The organism is Micromonospora sp. NPDC047620, from assembly GCF_043205005.1.
Lineage (GTDB): Bacteria > Actinomycetota > Actinomycetes > Mycobacteriales > Micromonosporaceae > Micromonospora.
Window position 1 is genome coordinate 1 of record NZ_JBIDDG010000059.1, and the last position, 14,342, is coordinate 14,342.

At 74.6% G+C, this 14,342-nt stretch carries 16 protein-coding genes and 1 pseudogene; 9 read left to right on the top strand and 8 right to left on the bottom strand.

Going from position 1 to position 14,342, the window contains the following annotated elements:
- Positions 1 to 160: 160 nt before the first annotated feature.
- Positions 161 to 943, bottom strand: coding sequence for a PP2C family protein-serine/threonine phosphatase (locus ACGF5C_RS33560; RefSeq protein WP_393308254.1), 783 nt, complete (start codon positions 941 to 943; stop codon positions 161 to 163).
- Between the two features lie 141 nt (positions 944 to 1,084).
- Between ACGF5C_RS33560 and ACGF5C_RS33565 the strand changes: the two genes are divergently transcribed.
- The 7 genes from ACGF5C_RS33565 to ACGF5C_RS33595 all read left to right on the top strand — a co-directional run bounded on the left by ACGF5C_RS33565 (position 1,085) and on the right by ACGF5C_RS33595 (position 7,256).
- On the top strand, positions 1,085 to 1,321 hold the full coding sequence (locus ACGF5C_RS33565) for an HTH domain-containing protein (protein ID WP_089001290.1): 237 nt from the start codon (positions 1,085 to 1,087) through the stop codon (positions 1,319 to 1,321).
- Positions 1,321 to 1,899, top strand: coding sequence for a Clp protease N-terminal domain-containing protein (locus tag ACGF5C_RS33570; protein WP_393308256.1), 579 nt, complete (start codon positions 1,321 to 1,323; stop codon positions 1,897 to 1,899). The genes ACGF5C_RS33565 and ACGF5C_RS33570 overlap by 1 nt, the downstream gene beginning before the upstream one ends.
- A gap of 109 nt (positions 1,900 to 2,008) precedes the next feature.
- Entirely contained in the window at positions 2,009 to 3,010 is a 1,002-nt protein-coding gene (locus ACGF5C_RS33575) for a diacylglycerol/lipid kinase family protein (protein ID WP_393308258.1), read from the top strand.
- Positions 3,003 to 4,004, top strand: a complete 1,002-nt coding sequence (locus ACGF5C_RS33580; RefSeq protein ID WP_393308260.1) for a YihY/virulence factor BrkB family protein — start codon at positions 3,003 to 3,005, stop codon at positions 4,002 to 4,004. The genes ACGF5C_RS33575 and ACGF5C_RS33580 overlap by 8 nt, the downstream gene beginning before the upstream one ends.
- A gap of 78 nt (positions 4,005 to 4,082) precedes the next feature.
- On the top strand, positions 4,083 to 5,573 hold the full coding sequence (locus ACGF5C_RS33585) for a phosphatase PAP2 family protein (RefSeq protein WP_393308262.1): 1,491 nt from the start codon (positions 4,083 to 4,085) through the stop codon (positions 5,571 to 5,573).
- Between the two features lie 8 nt (positions 5,574 to 5,581).
- A complete protein-coding gene (locus ACGF5C_RS33590; RefSeq protein ID WP_393308264.1) occupies positions 5,582 to 6,385 on the top strand; it encodes an endonuclease/exonuclease/phosphatase family protein in 804 nt (267 codons plus the stop codon).
- A gap of 154 nt (positions 6,386 to 6,539) precedes the next feature.
- Positions 6,540 to 7,256 carry a hypothetical protein gene (locus ACGF5C_RS33595; protein WP_393308266.1) on the top strand — a complete coding sequence of 239 codons (717 nt, stop codon included), beginning with the start codon at positions 6,540 to 6,542 and terminating at the stop codon, positions 7,254 to 7,256.
- Between the two features lie 161 nt (positions 7,257 to 7,417).
- Here the strand turns inward: ACGF5C_RS33595 and ACGF5C_RS33600 are convergent, their stop codons facing one another.
- The 6 genes and pseudogenes from ACGF5C_RS33600 to ACGF5C_RS33625 all read right to left on the bottom strand — a co-directional run.
- A complete protein-coding gene (locus ACGF5C_RS33600) occupies positions 7,418 to 8,275 on the bottom strand; it encodes an alpha/beta fold hydrolase (protein WP_393308268.1) in 858 nt (285 codons plus the stop codon).
- Positions 8,272 to 9,234 (bottom strand): TIGR03557 family F420-dependent LLM class oxidoreductase, encoded by a 963-nt coding sequence (locus tag ACGF5C_RS33605; protein ID WP_393308270.1) that lies wholly within the window; start codon positions 9,232 to 9,234, stop codon positions 8,272 to 8,274. Before ACGF5C_RS33605 ends, ACGF5C_RS33600 begins: the two co-directional genes overlap by 4 nt.
- Before the next feature lie 85 nt (positions 9,235 to 9,319).
- On the bottom strand, positions 9,320 to 10,516 hold the full coding sequence (locus ACGF5C_RS33610; RefSeq protein ID WP_393308272.1) for an RNA polymerase sigma factor: 1,197 nt from the start codon (positions 10,514 to 10,516) through the stop codon (positions 9,320 to 9,322).
- Between the two features lie 66 nt (positions 10,517 to 10,582).
- Positions 10,583 to 10,975, bottom strand: coding sequence for a YciI family protein (locus ACGF5C_RS33615; protein WP_393308280.1), 393 nt, complete (start codon positions 10,973 to 10,975; stop codon positions 10,583 to 10,585).
- Positions 10,976 to 11,142: 167 nt separating this feature from the next.
- On the bottom strand, positions 11,143 to 11,481 hold the full coding sequence (locus ACGF5C_RS33620) for a GH36 C-terminal domain-containing protein (protein WP_393308282.1): 339 nt from the start codon (positions 11,479 to 11,481) through the stop codon (positions 11,143 to 11,145).
- Positions 11,482 to 11,496: 15 nt separating this feature from the next.
- A pseudogene (locus ACGF5C_RS33625) lies at positions 11,497 to 11,838 on the bottom strand (alpha-galactosidase); the annotation flags it as partial.
- Positions 11,839 to 12,021: 183 nt separating this feature from the next.
- Between ACGF5C_RS33625 and ACGF5C_RS33630 the strand changes: the two are divergent.
- Positions 12,022 to 12,975 carry a sporulation protein gene (locus tag ACGF5C_RS33630; protein WP_393308274.1) on the top strand — a complete coding sequence of 318 codons (954 nt, stop codon included), beginning with the start codon at positions 12,022 to 12,024 and terminating at the stop codon, positions 12,973 to 12,975.
- Between the two features lie 69 nt (positions 12,976 to 13,044).
- Here ACGF5C_RS33630 and ACGF5C_RS33635 read toward each other — a convergent pair whose 3' ends face one another.
- On the bottom strand, positions 13,045 to 13,434 hold the full coding sequence (locus ACGF5C_RS33635) for a hypothetical protein (protein ID WP_393308276.1): 390 nt from the start codon (positions 13,432 to 13,434) through the stop codon (positions 13,045 to 13,047).
- Positions 13,435 to 13,717: 283 nt separating this feature from the next.
- On the opposite strand from ACGF5C_RS33635, the gene ACGF5C_RS33640 reads away from it, so the two are divergent.
- Positions 13,718 to 14,125 (top strand): hypothetical protein, encoded by a 408-nt coding sequence (locus ACGF5C_RS33640; RefSeq protein WP_393308278.1) that lies wholly within the window; start codon positions 13,718 to 13,720, stop codon positions 14,123 to 14,125.
- The last annotated feature ends 217 nt before the right edge of the window (positions 14,126 to 14,342 follow it).

Genomic DNA, 14,342 nt, shown 5'->3' on the forward strand with positions numbered 1-14,342 from the left:
ACGGTGCAGGTGTCGGCGTACCCGGACCACTACGCCCAGTGGGAACAGCAGGCCGCCGACCTGGTCGCCGAACACTGGAACAGCTGACGACAAGTCGCATGACGCCGCTGGCCGGTACCCCGTGCGGGGTACCGGCCAGCGGCGTCCTCGCGTCCGATCGTCAGTGGGGCGTGGCGGCGTGGACCCGGACGATCACGGCGGTGGCGTTGTCGTCGCCGCCGGCCTCCAGGGTGGCGCCGAGCAGGTCCCGGACCGCCTCCTCCGGTCGTGGCGCCGCGAGCAGCTCCCGCGTCAGGTGGTAGTCCACCTGGTCGCTGACCCCGTCGGTGCAGAGCAGCCACACGTCGCCGGGGCGCAGCGACACGGCGAGCAGGTCCGCCTCCGGCTCGCCCGGGTGCCCCATGTAGCGGGTCAGTTGGTAGCGGGCGCGGGCGGCGGCGGGGGAGTCGGCCGGGTACCAGCCGTGCAGTACGCCCAGCCAGGCCGCCGTGTGGTCGACGGTCATCAGCTCGAGCAGGCCGTCGCGCAGCCGGTACGCGCGGGAGTCGCCGAGCTGGAGGAGCCAGCCCTGGCCGCCGTCGGGCTCGACGAGCAGGGCGGTCAGCGTGCAGCCGGTCAGCTCCGCCAGGCCCGCGCCGGCGGCGCGTACGGCCGACTGGACGCCGGCCGCCGCGGCGCGCAACTGCCGGGGGCCGACGTCGGGCCAGGCGGCCCGGACCTGTGCGACCAGGGTGCCCATCGCCGTGGTGCCGGCCCGGCGGCTGCCCTCGCCGGCGCCCATCCCGTCGGCCACCGCCGCGAACGGCAGGGCCGGGTCGACGTGCAGCACGTCGAAGTTGGCCGGATAGCGGTTGCCGACGACGCTGCCGCCGACAGCCTCCACCGTGATCTCGCCGAGCGGATGGCGGCGCGGCTCGGCGGGCGCGGGAACCTCATCGGGCACGGGGAACTCGGCATCGGGCACGGGGACCCCGGCGGGCCGGCGGGCGAAGGCTGGACACCGGCGGACGGTAGCACCGGGCGAGCCGAACTCGGGTGTCAACATGGGTTGACAGGGCGGCGAATGTCAACGTAAGTTGACGACATGAGTCAGGCAACGGAACTCGCCGCGGCAGCCGGCAGCACCGACCCCCGGGTCGGGCTGCGAGCCGTCCGCGCGCTGCGCCGGCTGCTCGAACGGCTCGAGGTGGTCCAGGTGGACAACGCCCGTCGACAGGGCTGGTCCTGGCAGGAGATCGCCGACGAGCTCGAGGTAAGCCGGCAGGCGGTCCACAAGAAGCACGCCGGGCGACCGGCGGTCGGATCCTCCTGGGAGGCGTGATGTTCGAACGGTTCACCGACCGGGCCCGCACCGTCGTGCGAGTCGCCCGGGACGAGGCCCGGGCCGAGGGCCAACGGCCGGTCGGCACCGAGCACCTGCTGCTCGCCCTCCTCGCCGACGGGGACGGCCGCGCCGCGCGGGTGCTCGCCGAGGCCGGCGTCCGCGCCGACGACCTGCGGGCCCGCGTCCGCCGGCACACCGAGCGGGGCGGCACCGGCCTCGCCGACGTCGACGCCGCCGCCCTGCGGGAGATCGGCATCGACCTGGCCGCGATCGTGGCCCGGATCGAGGAGTCGTTCGGCCCGGACGCGCTGCGCGAGGCGGCGCCGGCGCCGCGCCGCCGTTGGGGCCGCCGACGGTACGCGGGCGGGCCGTTCTCCTCCCGCGCCAAGAAGGTGTTGGAGCTGTCGCTGCGGGAGGCGCTGCGACTGCGCCACCGCCACATCGGCACCGAGCACATCCTGCTCGGGGTGCTCCGCGAGGGGCGGGGGCTGGGCGCGCTGGTGCTCACCGAGGCCGGGGCCGACCTGGACGACCTGCGCCGGCGGGTGGAGACCGCGCTGCGGGCGGCGGCCTGAGCCCCCGGAGCCGGCGACCCGGGGCGGGATCGTAAACCTGTTCTCGCTGCGCGTAACGTCACCGCGTCGCCGGCTCGCTGCCGCGCCGGATCTGCTGCACACTGACGCCGTGGATCCTCGACAGGACAGGCGCGTGGCCCACCACGGCGGCCTGCGCTCCGCCGTGGTGGTCAACCCCGTGAAGGTGGCCGACCTCGACGAGCTGCACCGGACGGTCCACGACGCCCTCGCCGCCGCCGGCTGGCCCGAGCCGCTCTGGTTCGAGACCACGGTGGAGGACCCGGGCCGCGGCCAGACCGAGAAGGCGGTCGCGGCCGGCGTGGACGTGGTCTTCGCCTGCGGCGGCGACGGCACCGTGATGTCCTGCGTCAGCGGCCTGGTCGGCACCGACGTCGCGCTCGCCGTGCTCCCGCAGGGCACCGGCAACCTGCTCGCGGCCAACCTGGGCCTCTCCGGGGACCTGGCCGCCGGGCTGGAGGTCGCCGTCGAGCGCGGTCGCCGGCTGCTCGACGTCGGCGCGGTCGAGGACCACTACTTCACCGTGATGGCCGGCATGGGCTTCGACGCCCAGATGCTCGCCGACACCTCGGAGACCACCAAGAAGCGGATCGGCTGGCCGGCGTACGTGGTGGGGGCCGCCAAGCACCTGCGCGACCGGCCGATGAGGGTGTCCATCCGCATCGACGACCAGCAGCCGATCCGCCGGCGGGCCCGCTCCGTGCTGATCGCCAACGTCGGGCGCCTCCAGGGCGGGGTGCGCCTGCTCACCGACGCCGAGCCCGACGACGGCTACCTCGACGTCGCCGTGCTCACCCCGCGTACGCTGCGGCACTGGCTGGCGCTCGGCTGGGCCGTCGTACGCCGGCGGGACCGCGTGCCCCGGATGGAGGTCTTCCGGGGCCGGCGCGTGGAGATCACCAGCAACCGGGCCCAGCCGCGCGAGCTCGACGGCGACCTTATCGAGCCGGGTCGCACCCTGAAGGCCGAGATCCGGCGGCGCGCGCTCTGGCTCTGCGTGCCGCAGCCCGAGCAGGCCCCCGACCTGGCCGAGGACGCGGAGGCGGCCGGCGAGCGGGGCGAGCAGCTCATCGACGAGGCGCACCGTGAGTAGCACCCGCATCGTGCCGGAGACCCGGCTGATGCCCGACGAGGAGCTCAACGCCGACGACGCCTGGCACACGCTGCGCCGGCAGGGCGGCTGGCACCTGCTGCGGGACGCCTTCATCCGGTTCCGCTACGGCGACGGGTTCAGCCACTCCCGCGCGTTCGCGCTGCAACTGTGCCTCGCCGTGGTGCCGTTCATGATCGCGCTGACCGGCCTGATCAGCGAACTCGGCGTGGAGGAGGGCGGCCAGGTCGTCGCCGACACGGTGCTCGCACTCACCCCCGGGGCGAGCGAGCCGGTGGTGGCCGAGCTGCTCGGCGAGGGCGACCGCACCGAACGCGCCGGGGAGCTGGCGCTCAGCCTCGGCCTGATCACCGGCCTGGTCGCGCTGACCAGCACGATGGCGCAGATCGAGCGCGGGGCCAACCGAATCTACGGCGTGGAACGGGACCGCCCGGCGCTGTGGAAGTACGTCCGCGCCGCCGTCCTCGCCCTCACCGCCGGCGTACCGGCGCTGACCGGGTTCCTGATCCTCGTCGGCGGCGGCCCGATGGGTGACTCGGTGCAGCGGCACTACGCCTGGGGCGAACTCGCCAACGGCGTCTGGGACGTGGTGCGCTGGCCGCTCAGTCTCGGGCTGACCGTCCTGGCCGTCGCGGTGCTCTTCCGGCACGCGCCTCGCCGCAACCAGCCCGGCCTGTCCTGGCTCTTCTTCGGCGCCGGGATCGCCACCGTGCTGTGGTGGTTGGCCAGCCTGCTGCTCGCCGCGTACGTGCGGTTCAGCGACGGGTTCGGCCAGACCTACGGCGCGCTGACCGGCATGATGGCGCTGCTGCTGTGGGCGAACCTGACCGGCATAGCGCTCTTCGGCGGGCTCTCCTTCGCCGCCCAGTTGGAGGCGCTGCGGATCGGGGTGCGCGAGCCCGCCCAGCCGGACCTCTGGGAGCCCGAGGCCGAGCGCGAGCAGCTCCACGACACCGGCGACATGACCTCCCTGTAGTCCGTTTCGGACACCCTCCGGTGTACGCGCAGCGCCGATCGGGTATTGCGGCACGCCAGGAGCGAGAGGGAGGCTGCCGTGGGCGCGGTCAAAGAGGCGTTGCGTCGACCCCTGGGTCACTTCACCGAGCGGACGCTCGCCGGCCTGGCGGTCGTGCTCGGCGCCGGGGTCGGCTTCGGGGTGCTCCTCGTCCTGGTCCGGACCCGGTGGACCCCGCTGTACGACGTCGACCACGGCGTGGCCGCCTGGCTCAACGACCTCGTCGCCCCGCACGGGCCGTTGGTGACCGTGCTCAACGCGCTCACCGACCTCGGCGGCCGGGCGGTCATCGTCTGGCTGGTGTCGGTCGCCGTGGTCGGCCTGCTGGTCCGCCGGCAGGGCCGGCTCGCGGTGTTCCTGATCGTCACCGGTCTCGGCGCGCTGATCCTCGACCCGGCGCTCAAGACGCTGGTCGACCGGCTGCGCCCCGAGGTGGAGGTCCCGATCGGCAGCTACGCCGGGGACAGCTTCCCCAGCGGGCACGCGCTCGGCTCGATGGTCGCGTACGGGGCGCTGCTGCTGGTCTTCCTGCCGGCCATGTCGCGCCGTTGGCGCAGGCCCGCGATCGTCCTGGTCGCCGCCGTCGTGTCCCTGATCGGGCTGACCCGGATCGCGCTGGGCGTGCACTTCGTCTCCGACGTGCTCGGGGCCTGGCTGCTCGGCGCCGCCTGGCTCGGCGTCACCGCGTACGCCTTCCGGCTGTGGCGGTTGGAGCGGGGCCGGCCGGTCCCGGCGCTGATCGAGGGGCTGGAGCCGGAGGCCGCGCACGAGGTGGCGCCCGCCCCCGACGAGGCGCACCTGCTGCCGCACCCCCGGGCGGCCGTGTTCGAGTTGGTCGTCGGCTGGGTGCTGGTCCTCGGCGCGCTCTACGGCTTCGGCATGTTCGTCAGCTACCACGCCGGCGGCACCCTCTTCGCCACCCTCGACGCCGACGTGCCGAGGTGGTTCGCGGAGCACCGCACCCCCGACCGGGACGGCCTGAGCCACTGGTGGAGCAAGGCCGGCGACACGCACGCCATCCTGCTCATCTCGCTGGTCTTCTGCCCGCTCGTGCTGGCCGTGTGGCGGCGCTGGCGGCCGGTGCTGTTCGTCGCCCTGACCATGTTCGGCGAGCTGAGTCTCTTCCTCGCCTCCGCCGCCGCGGTCGACCGGCCGCGCCCGCCGGTGGGCAACCTCGACGGCCCGATGCCGACCTCGTCGTTCCCGTCCGGCCACATCGCCGCCACGCTCTGCGTCTGGGTCGCCGTCGCGATCATCGTCGTCCCGCGTACGGACCGGTGGTGGCGGTGGATCTTCGTGGCGCTGGCGGTGGTGATGCCGGCCGGCGTGGCGATCTCCCGGATGTACCGGGGGATGCACCATCCCACCGACGTCATGGGCGCGGTCATCCTCACCACCCTCTGGGTCGGGCTGCTGTACTGGGTCGTCCGCCCCAACGAGGACCTGCGCGAAGGCAACCGGCCCAGCCTCGAGTCCGAGGACGTGCACACCCTCGACGACGAGCTGGCCAGGGCCGCCCGGGTGGACTGACGGCACCGATGCTGCGGGTGATGAGCTGGAACATCCGGACCGGCGGCCGGGACCGGGGCGGCGCCGACCGGCGGGACCGGCTGGCGCGGGTCGTCGCCGCGCAGCGGCCGGACGTGCTGGCCCTGCAGGAGCTGCGGGACTTCGACTCGGGTGACGTGCTCGGCGACTTCGCGGGCCGGTTGGGGATGCGGCCCCACCTCGCCCGTTCCTGCTTCGGCCAGCCGGTGGCGGTGCTGCTCCGGCCGCCGCTGCGCGCCCTCGCCGCCGCCCGGGTGCGCCGGCCGTTCCATCACGGCGCGCAGCGGGTCACCGTGGCGACCGACGCCGGCCCGCTGACCGTGCTGAGCGTCCACCTCGATCCCTACTCGGGGCTGCGCCGGCGCGTCGAGGCGGGCTGGGCCGCCGCCGCGCTGCGCCGCGCGCCGGGGGAGCTGGGGCTGCTGGCCGGGGACCTGAACACCCTCGACCCCGTCGCCGACCACACCGACCGGATCGCCCGGCTCCCCGCCGCGTACCGCCGCCGTCACCTGCGCCGGGACGGGCGGACGGTGGACACCCGGGCGGTGGCCCGACTGCTCGCCGTCGGCCTGGTCGACCTGTACGCGGCGGCCGGCACGCCCGACGCCGGGCTGACCGCGCCGACCCGGCACGGCGGCGGCGCGGAGTTCTCCGGCATGCGGCTGGACTACCTGTTCGGCACCCCGGCGCTGGCCGCCCGGGTGCGGGACTGCCGGGTGGTCCGGGGCGGCGACACCGAGTACGCCTCCGACCACTACCCGCTCGTCGCGGACCTGGCCCTCTCCCCGGCCTGACCCACCCGGCCGCCGGCCGCCTGCTGAGCGCCCGGCCACGCGGCCCATGCCGGCCCACCAGGCCCACGAGGCCTACGGGGCCCAAGCGGCCCCCACCCGGTCGCCTCGACGCGCCCGCCGCCGGGTGCTTGCCGGGGCTGGTTACCGTGTTCCGGTGATCGACTCGCCGGGCCCGGCTCCGCGTGCCACCGGAACATCCCCCACTTCTGAAGCCGCGCCGCTGGTCGTGGCCGTCGCCCGGGGGATCGCGCTGGTCGTGGTGGTGCCCGTGCGGCTGGTCTGGGAACTGGTCGCCGCCGTCTGCGGGTGGCTGCACCGCTGGCTGCTCGCGCCGGTCGGCCGGTTCCTGGACCGCTGGCTGCTGCGCCCGGTCGGCTGGCTGCTGCGTCACCTGCTGTGGCTGCCGCTGGGCTGGCTCGCCCGTGGCATCGCCTGGCTGGTCCGGACGCTGGTGTGGGTGCCGCTGGTGTGGCTCGCCCGTGGGCTGGCCTGGCTGGCGTACCACCTGGTCTGGCTGCCGTTGAGCTGGCTTGCCCGGCTTCTCGCCCCGCTCGGGCGCCTGCTGGCGGCCGGGCTCGCCGCGCTGGGCCGGTGGCTGCTGGCCGTCGGCCGGGTGCTGCTCGACGCGGCGGCGTGGGCGTGGCGGATGACCGGCCGGCTGCTGTGGTGGTGCTACGCGTTCACCCTGCGTCCGTTCGTGCTCGGGGCGGGCTGGCTGTGGCGGCACGCCGTGCGCCCGGTGGGCCGGGCGGTCGCCGCCGCGTGGCGGGCGACGGTGACGCCGGTCGCCCGTTGGCTGCGCGGCAGCGTCGTCGACCCGGTCCGCCAGGCGACCCGCGAGGTGCTGGCCGCCCTCGGCCTGCGCCGTTGAACAAGGGGCGGGTGACCAAGGGGCGGGCGAACGCGGTTTACAGGACCAGGTTGAGGAGGACGGTCAGGACGATCGAGGCGACGATCGAGAAGAGGATCATCAGGAGGCAGCCGAGGCCGCCCCCGGCGGGGCGGATCTCCGTGTTGCCGATGCGCATATGATCACCTGTTCGTCAGGGACGGGGCGAGCAGGGCACGGATCGCGTCGGCGACCTGCGCCGGCGCGGTGGTCGCGACGTTGTGCGCGGCGCCCGGCACGGTGAGCGTGCGGGCGTGCGGCACCAGCCGGCCCATCTGCGACCGCCAGGACGCCGGCACCACCGGGTCCCGGGAGCCGGCGACCACCAGGGTCGGCGCGGTGATCCGGACCAGATCCGCCTCGACGCCGTTGCGTACCGAGTGCGCCAGCGTCGCGTGGACGCGCCAGGGGCGGGCGTCCACGACGTCCCGGAGCAGGATCGGCGCCTGTAACGGCGCCTCCCGCAGGGCGTCCACCAGCCACCGCCCGAACTGTCCCCGCCGGGACCGGGCGGCCGGGTCGCTGGTCGGCGCGGCGAGCACCACGGCCCGGACCGCGTCGGGCTGGCGGGCGGCCAGCGCCGCGACGACCTCCGCGCCGGACGAGTGCCCGACCAGGCAGACCGGCGGCATCCGGTACGCGGCCAGCCAGGCGGCCAGGTGGTTGGCGTGCCGGACCACGTCGTACGCCGTGCCGGGGCGCTCGGTGAGCCCGAGGCCGGGCAGGTCCGGCGCGTACGCGGGGTGGGTGTCGGCCAGCGCCAGGGCGAGCGGGGTCAGGTAGCGGTGGGACACCGCCAGCCCGTGCACCAGCACGACGGGCGTGGTGCCGGTGCCCGGGTCGGCCGTGCGGCGGGTGTGCGTACGGATCCCGTCGACCAGCCGCCACTCGCTGGTCAGGCCGGCGGCTGGGCGCGGCGCGGCCAGCGCGAGGCGCAGCTCGGCCGGTCCGAACCGGCCGGGCGGGGTCACCCGGGGCCGCCGGGTCGGCGAGATCCTCACAGCTCGCGCAGCCTCGGCAGCAACTGTTCCTGCGCCCAGTCCAGGAACATGGGTTGCGTCTCGCCGCCCACCTGCACGATCGCCACGTGGGTGAAGCCCGCGTCGACGAACTTCTTGAACGCCTCGACGTGCCGGTCCACGTCGGGCCCGCAGGAGATCCCCGCGGCCACGTCCTCCTCGCGGACGAACTGGGTGGCGGCGGCGAACGACTCCGGCCCGGGCAGGTCCGCGTTGACCTTCCAGCCCATTCCGAACCAGCGGAACTGGTCGTGCACGATCTTGCGGCACTCCGCCTCGTCCGGGCCGTAGCAGATGGCCACCTGCCCGAAGCGGGGCCGCCCGGCGCCGCCGGCGTCCTCGTACATCTCGATGATGTGCGGATCGGGCTCGGTGGCGACGATGCCGTTGCCGTACTCGGCGGCGAGGGTGGCCGACTGCCGGCCCGAGGCGGCGATCGCCATCGGCACCGGCCGGTCCGGCCGATCCCACACGTACGCGTCGGGCACGTCGTAGTGGTTGCCGGAGAAGGTCAGCGTCTCCCCGTTGAGCAGGGGCCGGATGATCTGGAGCGCCTCCTCGAACATCTCGTGCCGCTGCTGCACGTGCGGCCAGCCGCCGACCACGTGCTCGTTGAGGTTCTCACCCGCGCCGAGGCCGAGGGTGAACCGGCCGTCCGAGAGCACCCCGACGGTGCTGGCCTTCTGCGCCACGACCGCCGGGTGGTAGCGGCGGATCGGGCAGGTCACGAAGGACATCAGCTCCGCCCGGCTGGTGGCGTGCGCGACCGCGCCGAGCACGGACCAGGCGTACGGGGAGTGGCCCTGCGAGTCCAGCCACGGGTAGTAGTGGTCGGAGATGACGAGCTGGTCGAAGCCGGCCGCCTCCGCCCGCACCGCGTAGTCGACCAGGTGCTTGGGGCCGGCCTGCTCGCACAGCAGGGTGTAGCCGACGGTGACCATGGCATTCTCCTTCCGAGCCGTGTCCCCGCCCGGCTCGGCGGCCGGACCCGGGCGGATCATCAACGGATACCCCCGGCGGCGCCGCTCAACCCTCGCGTCCGGCGGCGAGGCGGGCGGCGCGCATGGTCAGGTAGCGCTGCTCGGGCAGGCTCGTGGTCAGGGCGGCCGCCGCCCGGTACGCGGCCACCGCGCCCTCCCGGTCGCCGGCCATCTCGCGCAGGTGCCCGCGGGCGGCGGGCAGCCGGTGGTGCCCGGCGAGCCGGGGGTCGGCGTCCAGCGCGTCGAGGGCGGCCAGGCCCGCCGCCGGGCCGTGCACCATGGCGGTCGCCACCGCGCGGTTGAGGGCGACGACCGGGTTGCCGGAGAAGCGTTCCAGCACCTCGTAGAGGGCGAGGATCTGCGGCCAGTCGGTCTCCCCGGTGCTGGGCGCCTCGTCGTGCAGCGCGGCGATGGCCGCCTGGATCTGGTACGGCCCGACCGGCCCGCGGGGCAGCGCCCGGGTCACCAGCGCGACCCCCTCGGCGATCGCCGCCGCGTCCCACCGGCTGCGGTCCTGGTCGGCCAGGGAGACCAGTTCGCCGGACGGGCCGGTCCGCGCGGCGGCGCGGGCGTCGGTGAGCAGCATCAGCGCGAGCAGGCCGGCCACCTCGCTGTCGTCGGGCAGGAGCGCGTGCAGCGCCCGGGTCAGCCGGATCGCCTCCTCGGACAGGTCCACCCGGCGCAGGTCGGCGCCCAGGCTGGCGGTGTGCCCCTCGGTGAAGATCAGGTAGAGCACGTGCCGCACCGCGCCCAGCCGGGCCTCCCGGTCGGCCGGCTCGGGCATCCGGAACGGGATGCCGGAGCCGCGGATGCGCTGCTTGGCGCGGCTGATCCGCTGCGCCATGGTGGCCTCGGGCACGAGGAAGGCGCGGGCGATCTCGGCCGTGCTGAGACCGCCGACCGCGCGCAGGGTCAGCGCGATCGCCGAGGCCGGCGAGAGCGCCGGATGGCAGCAGAGGAAGAGCAGGGTCAGCGTGTCGTCCCGGTCGGCGGCCAGTTCCTCGTCCGGTGGCGGCGCGGCGCGCCGGTCGTCCGGCTCGCGGCGGGCGACGAGGTCCTCGCGCCGCCGCCGGGCCGTCTCGCCGCGGACCAGTTCGACCATCCGGCGGTACGCGACCTGGATCAGCCAGCCGCGGGGGTTGTCCGGCGTCCCCTCGACCGGCCACTGGGTCGCCGCCGCCAGCAGCGCCTCCTGCACGGCGTCCTCGGCGGTGGCGAAGTCGCCGAAGCGGCGGCTGAGCACGCCGAGGACCTGCGGCGCCAGCTCGCGCAGCAGGTCCTCGACGGATGGTTCGGCGGCGTCCAGTCGTCACATCTCCAGTGGCGGGGCCGACATGACCGGGCGCACCTCGATCGGCATGTTCAGCGGCCGGCCGCCGGGGCCGGGCGCGGTGGAGATGTGCGCGGCGATCGCGACGGCCCGCTCGGGGCTGTCGCAGTCCACGATCCAGAAGCCGGCGAGGAACTCCTTGGTCTCGGCGAACGGCCCCTCGGTGACCACGGGCGCGCCGTCGGAGCCCGCCCGGACGATCTTCGCCTGGTCGGGCGCGGCGAGCCCCTGGCCGTCGACCAGTTCGCCGTCGGCGACCAGCTTGGCGTTGACCTCGGCCATGAACCCGATGTGCGCCTGGATCTCCTCCGGCGCCCAGGTGTCGATCGAGGGGAAGTCCGTGCCGGCGGCGCTGAACTGCATGAGCAACATGTACTTCACGTCTGGCTCCTCACGACTGCGCACCATCATCGGTGCTCTCACCCACAGGTAGAAGCCGGCACTCCGGTCCTCGACATCCCCGCCGAAGAAATTCCGAGAAATTTCGCCGCCGACCGCCGACCGCCGACCGCCGACCGCCGCCCGCCGCCCGCTGCCCGCTACCCGTCGGTGGCGGTGAGTTCCAGCAGGATCGGCTGCTCCGGGTGCAGGGCCGGCACCTGGAGCCCGACCGTGGCCAGCACCGCGCCGCCGAGCGTCACGCCGCCGTCGGCCAGCCAGCCCGGCGGGGCCAACTGGAGGGTCGCGGGCTCCGGCACGCCCGCGACGGGGCGCACCGCGTACCGCCGCCGAGAGGCGAGGCCGGGGAGCCGGACCGGCCCGGGGACCTGGGCCACCGAGGTGGCCAGCCGGGCCACGGCGTACACCGCGTGGGATCCGTCGTGGGCGACCACGCCGTGCGCCCAGACGGCCGGGTCCGGGTGGTCGACCCGGACCACCCGCCCGGCGTGCAGCAGCGGGCGGAGCCGCTTGTGCGGCGCGACCCAGGCGGCCAGCTCGCGGCGCTCGTCGGTGCCGATCGCGCCGATGTCCCACTCGATGCCGTGGTGGCCGAAGAGCGCGGTCGCAGCCCGGAAGCCCAGGTCGTGCACGCGGTTGGTGGTGTGTGAGCGCTCCGGGCCGATGTGGGTGCCGACCAGCTCGGGCGGGAGCAGCAACCCGGTCCAGCGCTGGATCGCCAACCGTTCCAGGGCGTCGTTGCAGTCGCTGGCCCAGACCCGGTCGGTGCGCCGCAGGATCTCCAGGTCCACCCGGGCGCCGCCGGACGCGCAGCTCTCGATCTCCACGCCCGGGTGGCGACGGCTGGTCCGCGCGGCGGCGCAGGTGAACGATGCTTATCCCGAGCACGCTCCCAGGGCGGTCCGGGTCTGCGCGGCCGGCGTGCCCTCACAGGCACTTCACAGCGGTGCCGGATAGGGTCCTGACCAGCCAGCGACCCGCTCCAGGGTGGAGTGCGGCGTGATCCTGCGGGAGTTCCGATGGTCTTCAAGAAGATGCTGAGCGCGTTCGGTGTGGGTGGGCCGAGCGTCGACACCGTCCTGACCAACCCGAACACCCGACCCGGCCTGACCCTGGAGGGCCAGGTCAACCTGATCGGCGGCGACGGCCCCGCCAACGTCGAGCAGGTCGTCGTCAGCCTGGTCACCCGGGTCGAGATCGAGGGCGGCGACACCGAGTACGCCGGCATCATGGAGTTCCACCGGCTGCCGGTCAGCGGCGCGTTCCAGCTCGCCCCGAAGCAGCAGCTCTCCCTGCCGTTCCAGCTCCCGGTGCCGTGGGAGACCCCGATCACCGACGTGTACGGCCAGCGGCTGCGCGGCATGACGATGGGGCTGCGCACCGAGCTGGCGATCGCCCGGGCGGTCGACAAGGGCGACCTCGACCTGGTCAACGTGCACCCGCTGCCGGTGCACGAGCGGATCCTGGAGGCGTTCCAGCGGCTCGGGTTCCGCTTCAAGCACGCCGACCTGGAACGTGGCCACATCCGGGGCACGCAGCAGACGCTGCCGTTCTACCAGGAGATCGAGTTCTTCGCCTCGCCCCAGTACGCGTCGACCATCAACGAGGTCGAGCTGACCTTCGTCACCAGCCCGCACGGCGTCGAGGTGATCCTGGAGTGCGACAAGCGCGGCGGGTTCCTCACCGCCGGGCACGACGCCTTCGGCCACTACCGGGTCTCGTACGCGGACGCCGACCGGACGGACTGGGTCCAGGTCGTGGACGGCTGGCTGCGGGAGACGACCTCGCGCTACGGCAGCCTGCGCGCGCAGGGCTTCGGCGGGCACGGTCACGGACACGGCCGGGGCCCCGGCATGGGCGGCGTGGTCGCCGGCGCCGCGCTCGGTCTCGTCGGCGGCATGGTCGCCGGCGAGATGATCGAGGACGCCATCGAGGGCGACTTCGCCGAGGACTTCGGCGGCTTCGAGGAGTAGGACCGACACGACGGTGGCCTCCGGGACTTCGTCCCGGAGGCCACCGTGTGCTGTGGCGCGCGGTACCGGTCAGTGCCGGGCCCTGCGCTCCTCACCGCTGCGCCAGGTGCTGCCGGCCTTGGCCAGACCACGGCTACCCAGGTAGCCGAGGGTCAGCAGCGTGATCATGAACCACGCGTTGGGGGCCCGGAAGATGTCCACCCCGGTGGAGTTCTTCCCGACCAGCTGCGAGGCGGCCAGTACGCCGATCACGGCTGCGATGTAGACCCAGAACTCGGTGGTCCGCAGCGCCGGCTTGGTCTCGGTGCCGGGTGCCTGCATGGCCTCCCGACGCCCGTCGGGCACCATCGGCATCGGGCGGGTGGGCGTCTCCTGCATGGCCCGGTCCTGCATGGCCCGGTTGGGCGCTTCCTGCACCGGCCGGTTCATCGGCCTGGTGGATGCAGCCTGCGTGCTCATCTTGTCCTCCTCAGGATGCGATGAGTCGTACCTGCATTCCCTCCCCCCGCTACCGCGTTTCGGCCACGGCACGGTTTGCGTTCATGGCGAGGGCACCCGCCGTCTACCCGACCCGGCGGGGGCAGTAACACCGGCTGGCGGCCGGGAAAATCTGGTCCGCCGGGGCCGCGCGGGGCGCGCCACGGACGGGGTACGCCGCCGGGCCGGCCGGCCCGGCGGCGCGGGTTTGCCGGGGCGGTCGCCGGGCACGCACCCGGACCGACACTTCTGTGAGGTGATGGACGTGCGTGAGGACGACATGCGACAGGACGCCGCCCGGCGGGCCGAGGACCGGATCGCCGGCGGCGTGTACGGCGAGGGCGTCCTGGACGAGGTGACCGTGCCCCCCACCGACGTGCAGCGGGTCATCCAGGACGAGGACCCGGACGACCCGGCCCACGTCCCGGTGGACCCGGACGTGCTGCGCGACGGGGGCCCCACCCGGGGGCAGGGCGCGATCACCACGACCGGCGGCACCGCCGGCCCGGCCAGCGCCCGGCGGCTGGCCCGGCAGCCCGAGCGGCACCCCGGCAAGGTGGCCCCCACGACCACGGGCGACGCCACCACCGGCGGCATGAGCACTCCCGCCGGCGGCTCCACCAGCGACCAGTCCAGCACCGCCAGCCAGGTCGGCAACTTCACCAACGAGTGACCCCCGGTCGCGGCCCCACCCGCCCAACGGCGTGGGCGGGGCCCACTGACGGTCCGGAGGCGAGGACGCCGCTGGCCGGTACCCCGCGCGGGGTACCGGCCAGCGGCGTCATGCGACTTGTCGTCAGCTGTTCCAGTGTTCGGCGACCATGTCGGCGGCCTGCTGTTCCCACTGGGCGTAGTGGTCCGGGTACGCCGACACCTGCACCGTCTGCGCG

Coding starts and splice junctions, on each gene's coding strand:
- ACGF5C_RS33565 (WP_089001290.1), top strand. CDS start 1,085: ATGAGTCAGGCAACGGAACTCGCCGCGGCAGCCGGCAGCACCGACCCC.
- ACGF5C_RS33570 (WP_393308256.1), top strand. CDS start 1,321: ATGTTCGAACGGTTCACCGACCGGGCCCGCACCGTCGTGCGAGTCGCC.
- ACGF5C_RS33590 (WP_393308264.1), top strand. CDS start 5,582: ATGCTGCGGGTGATGAGCTGGAACATCCGGACCGGCGGCCGGGACCGG.
- ACGF5C_RS33605 (WP_393308270.1), bottom strand. CDS start 9,234: ATGGTCACCGTCGGCTACACCCTGCTGTGCGAGCAGGCCGGCCCCAAG.
- ACGF5C_RS33615 (WP_393308280.1), bottom strand. CDS start 10,975: ATGTTGCTCATGCAGTTCAGCGCCGCCGGCACGGACTTCCCCTCGATC.
- ACGF5C_RS33630 (WP_393308274.1), top strand. CDS start 12,022: ATGGTCTTCAAGAAGATGCTGAGCGCGTTCGGTGTGGGTGGGCCGAGC.
- ACGF5C_RS33635 (WP_393308276.1), bottom strand. CDS start 13,434: ATGAGCACGCAGGCTGCATCCACCAGGCCGATGAACCGGCCGGTGCAG.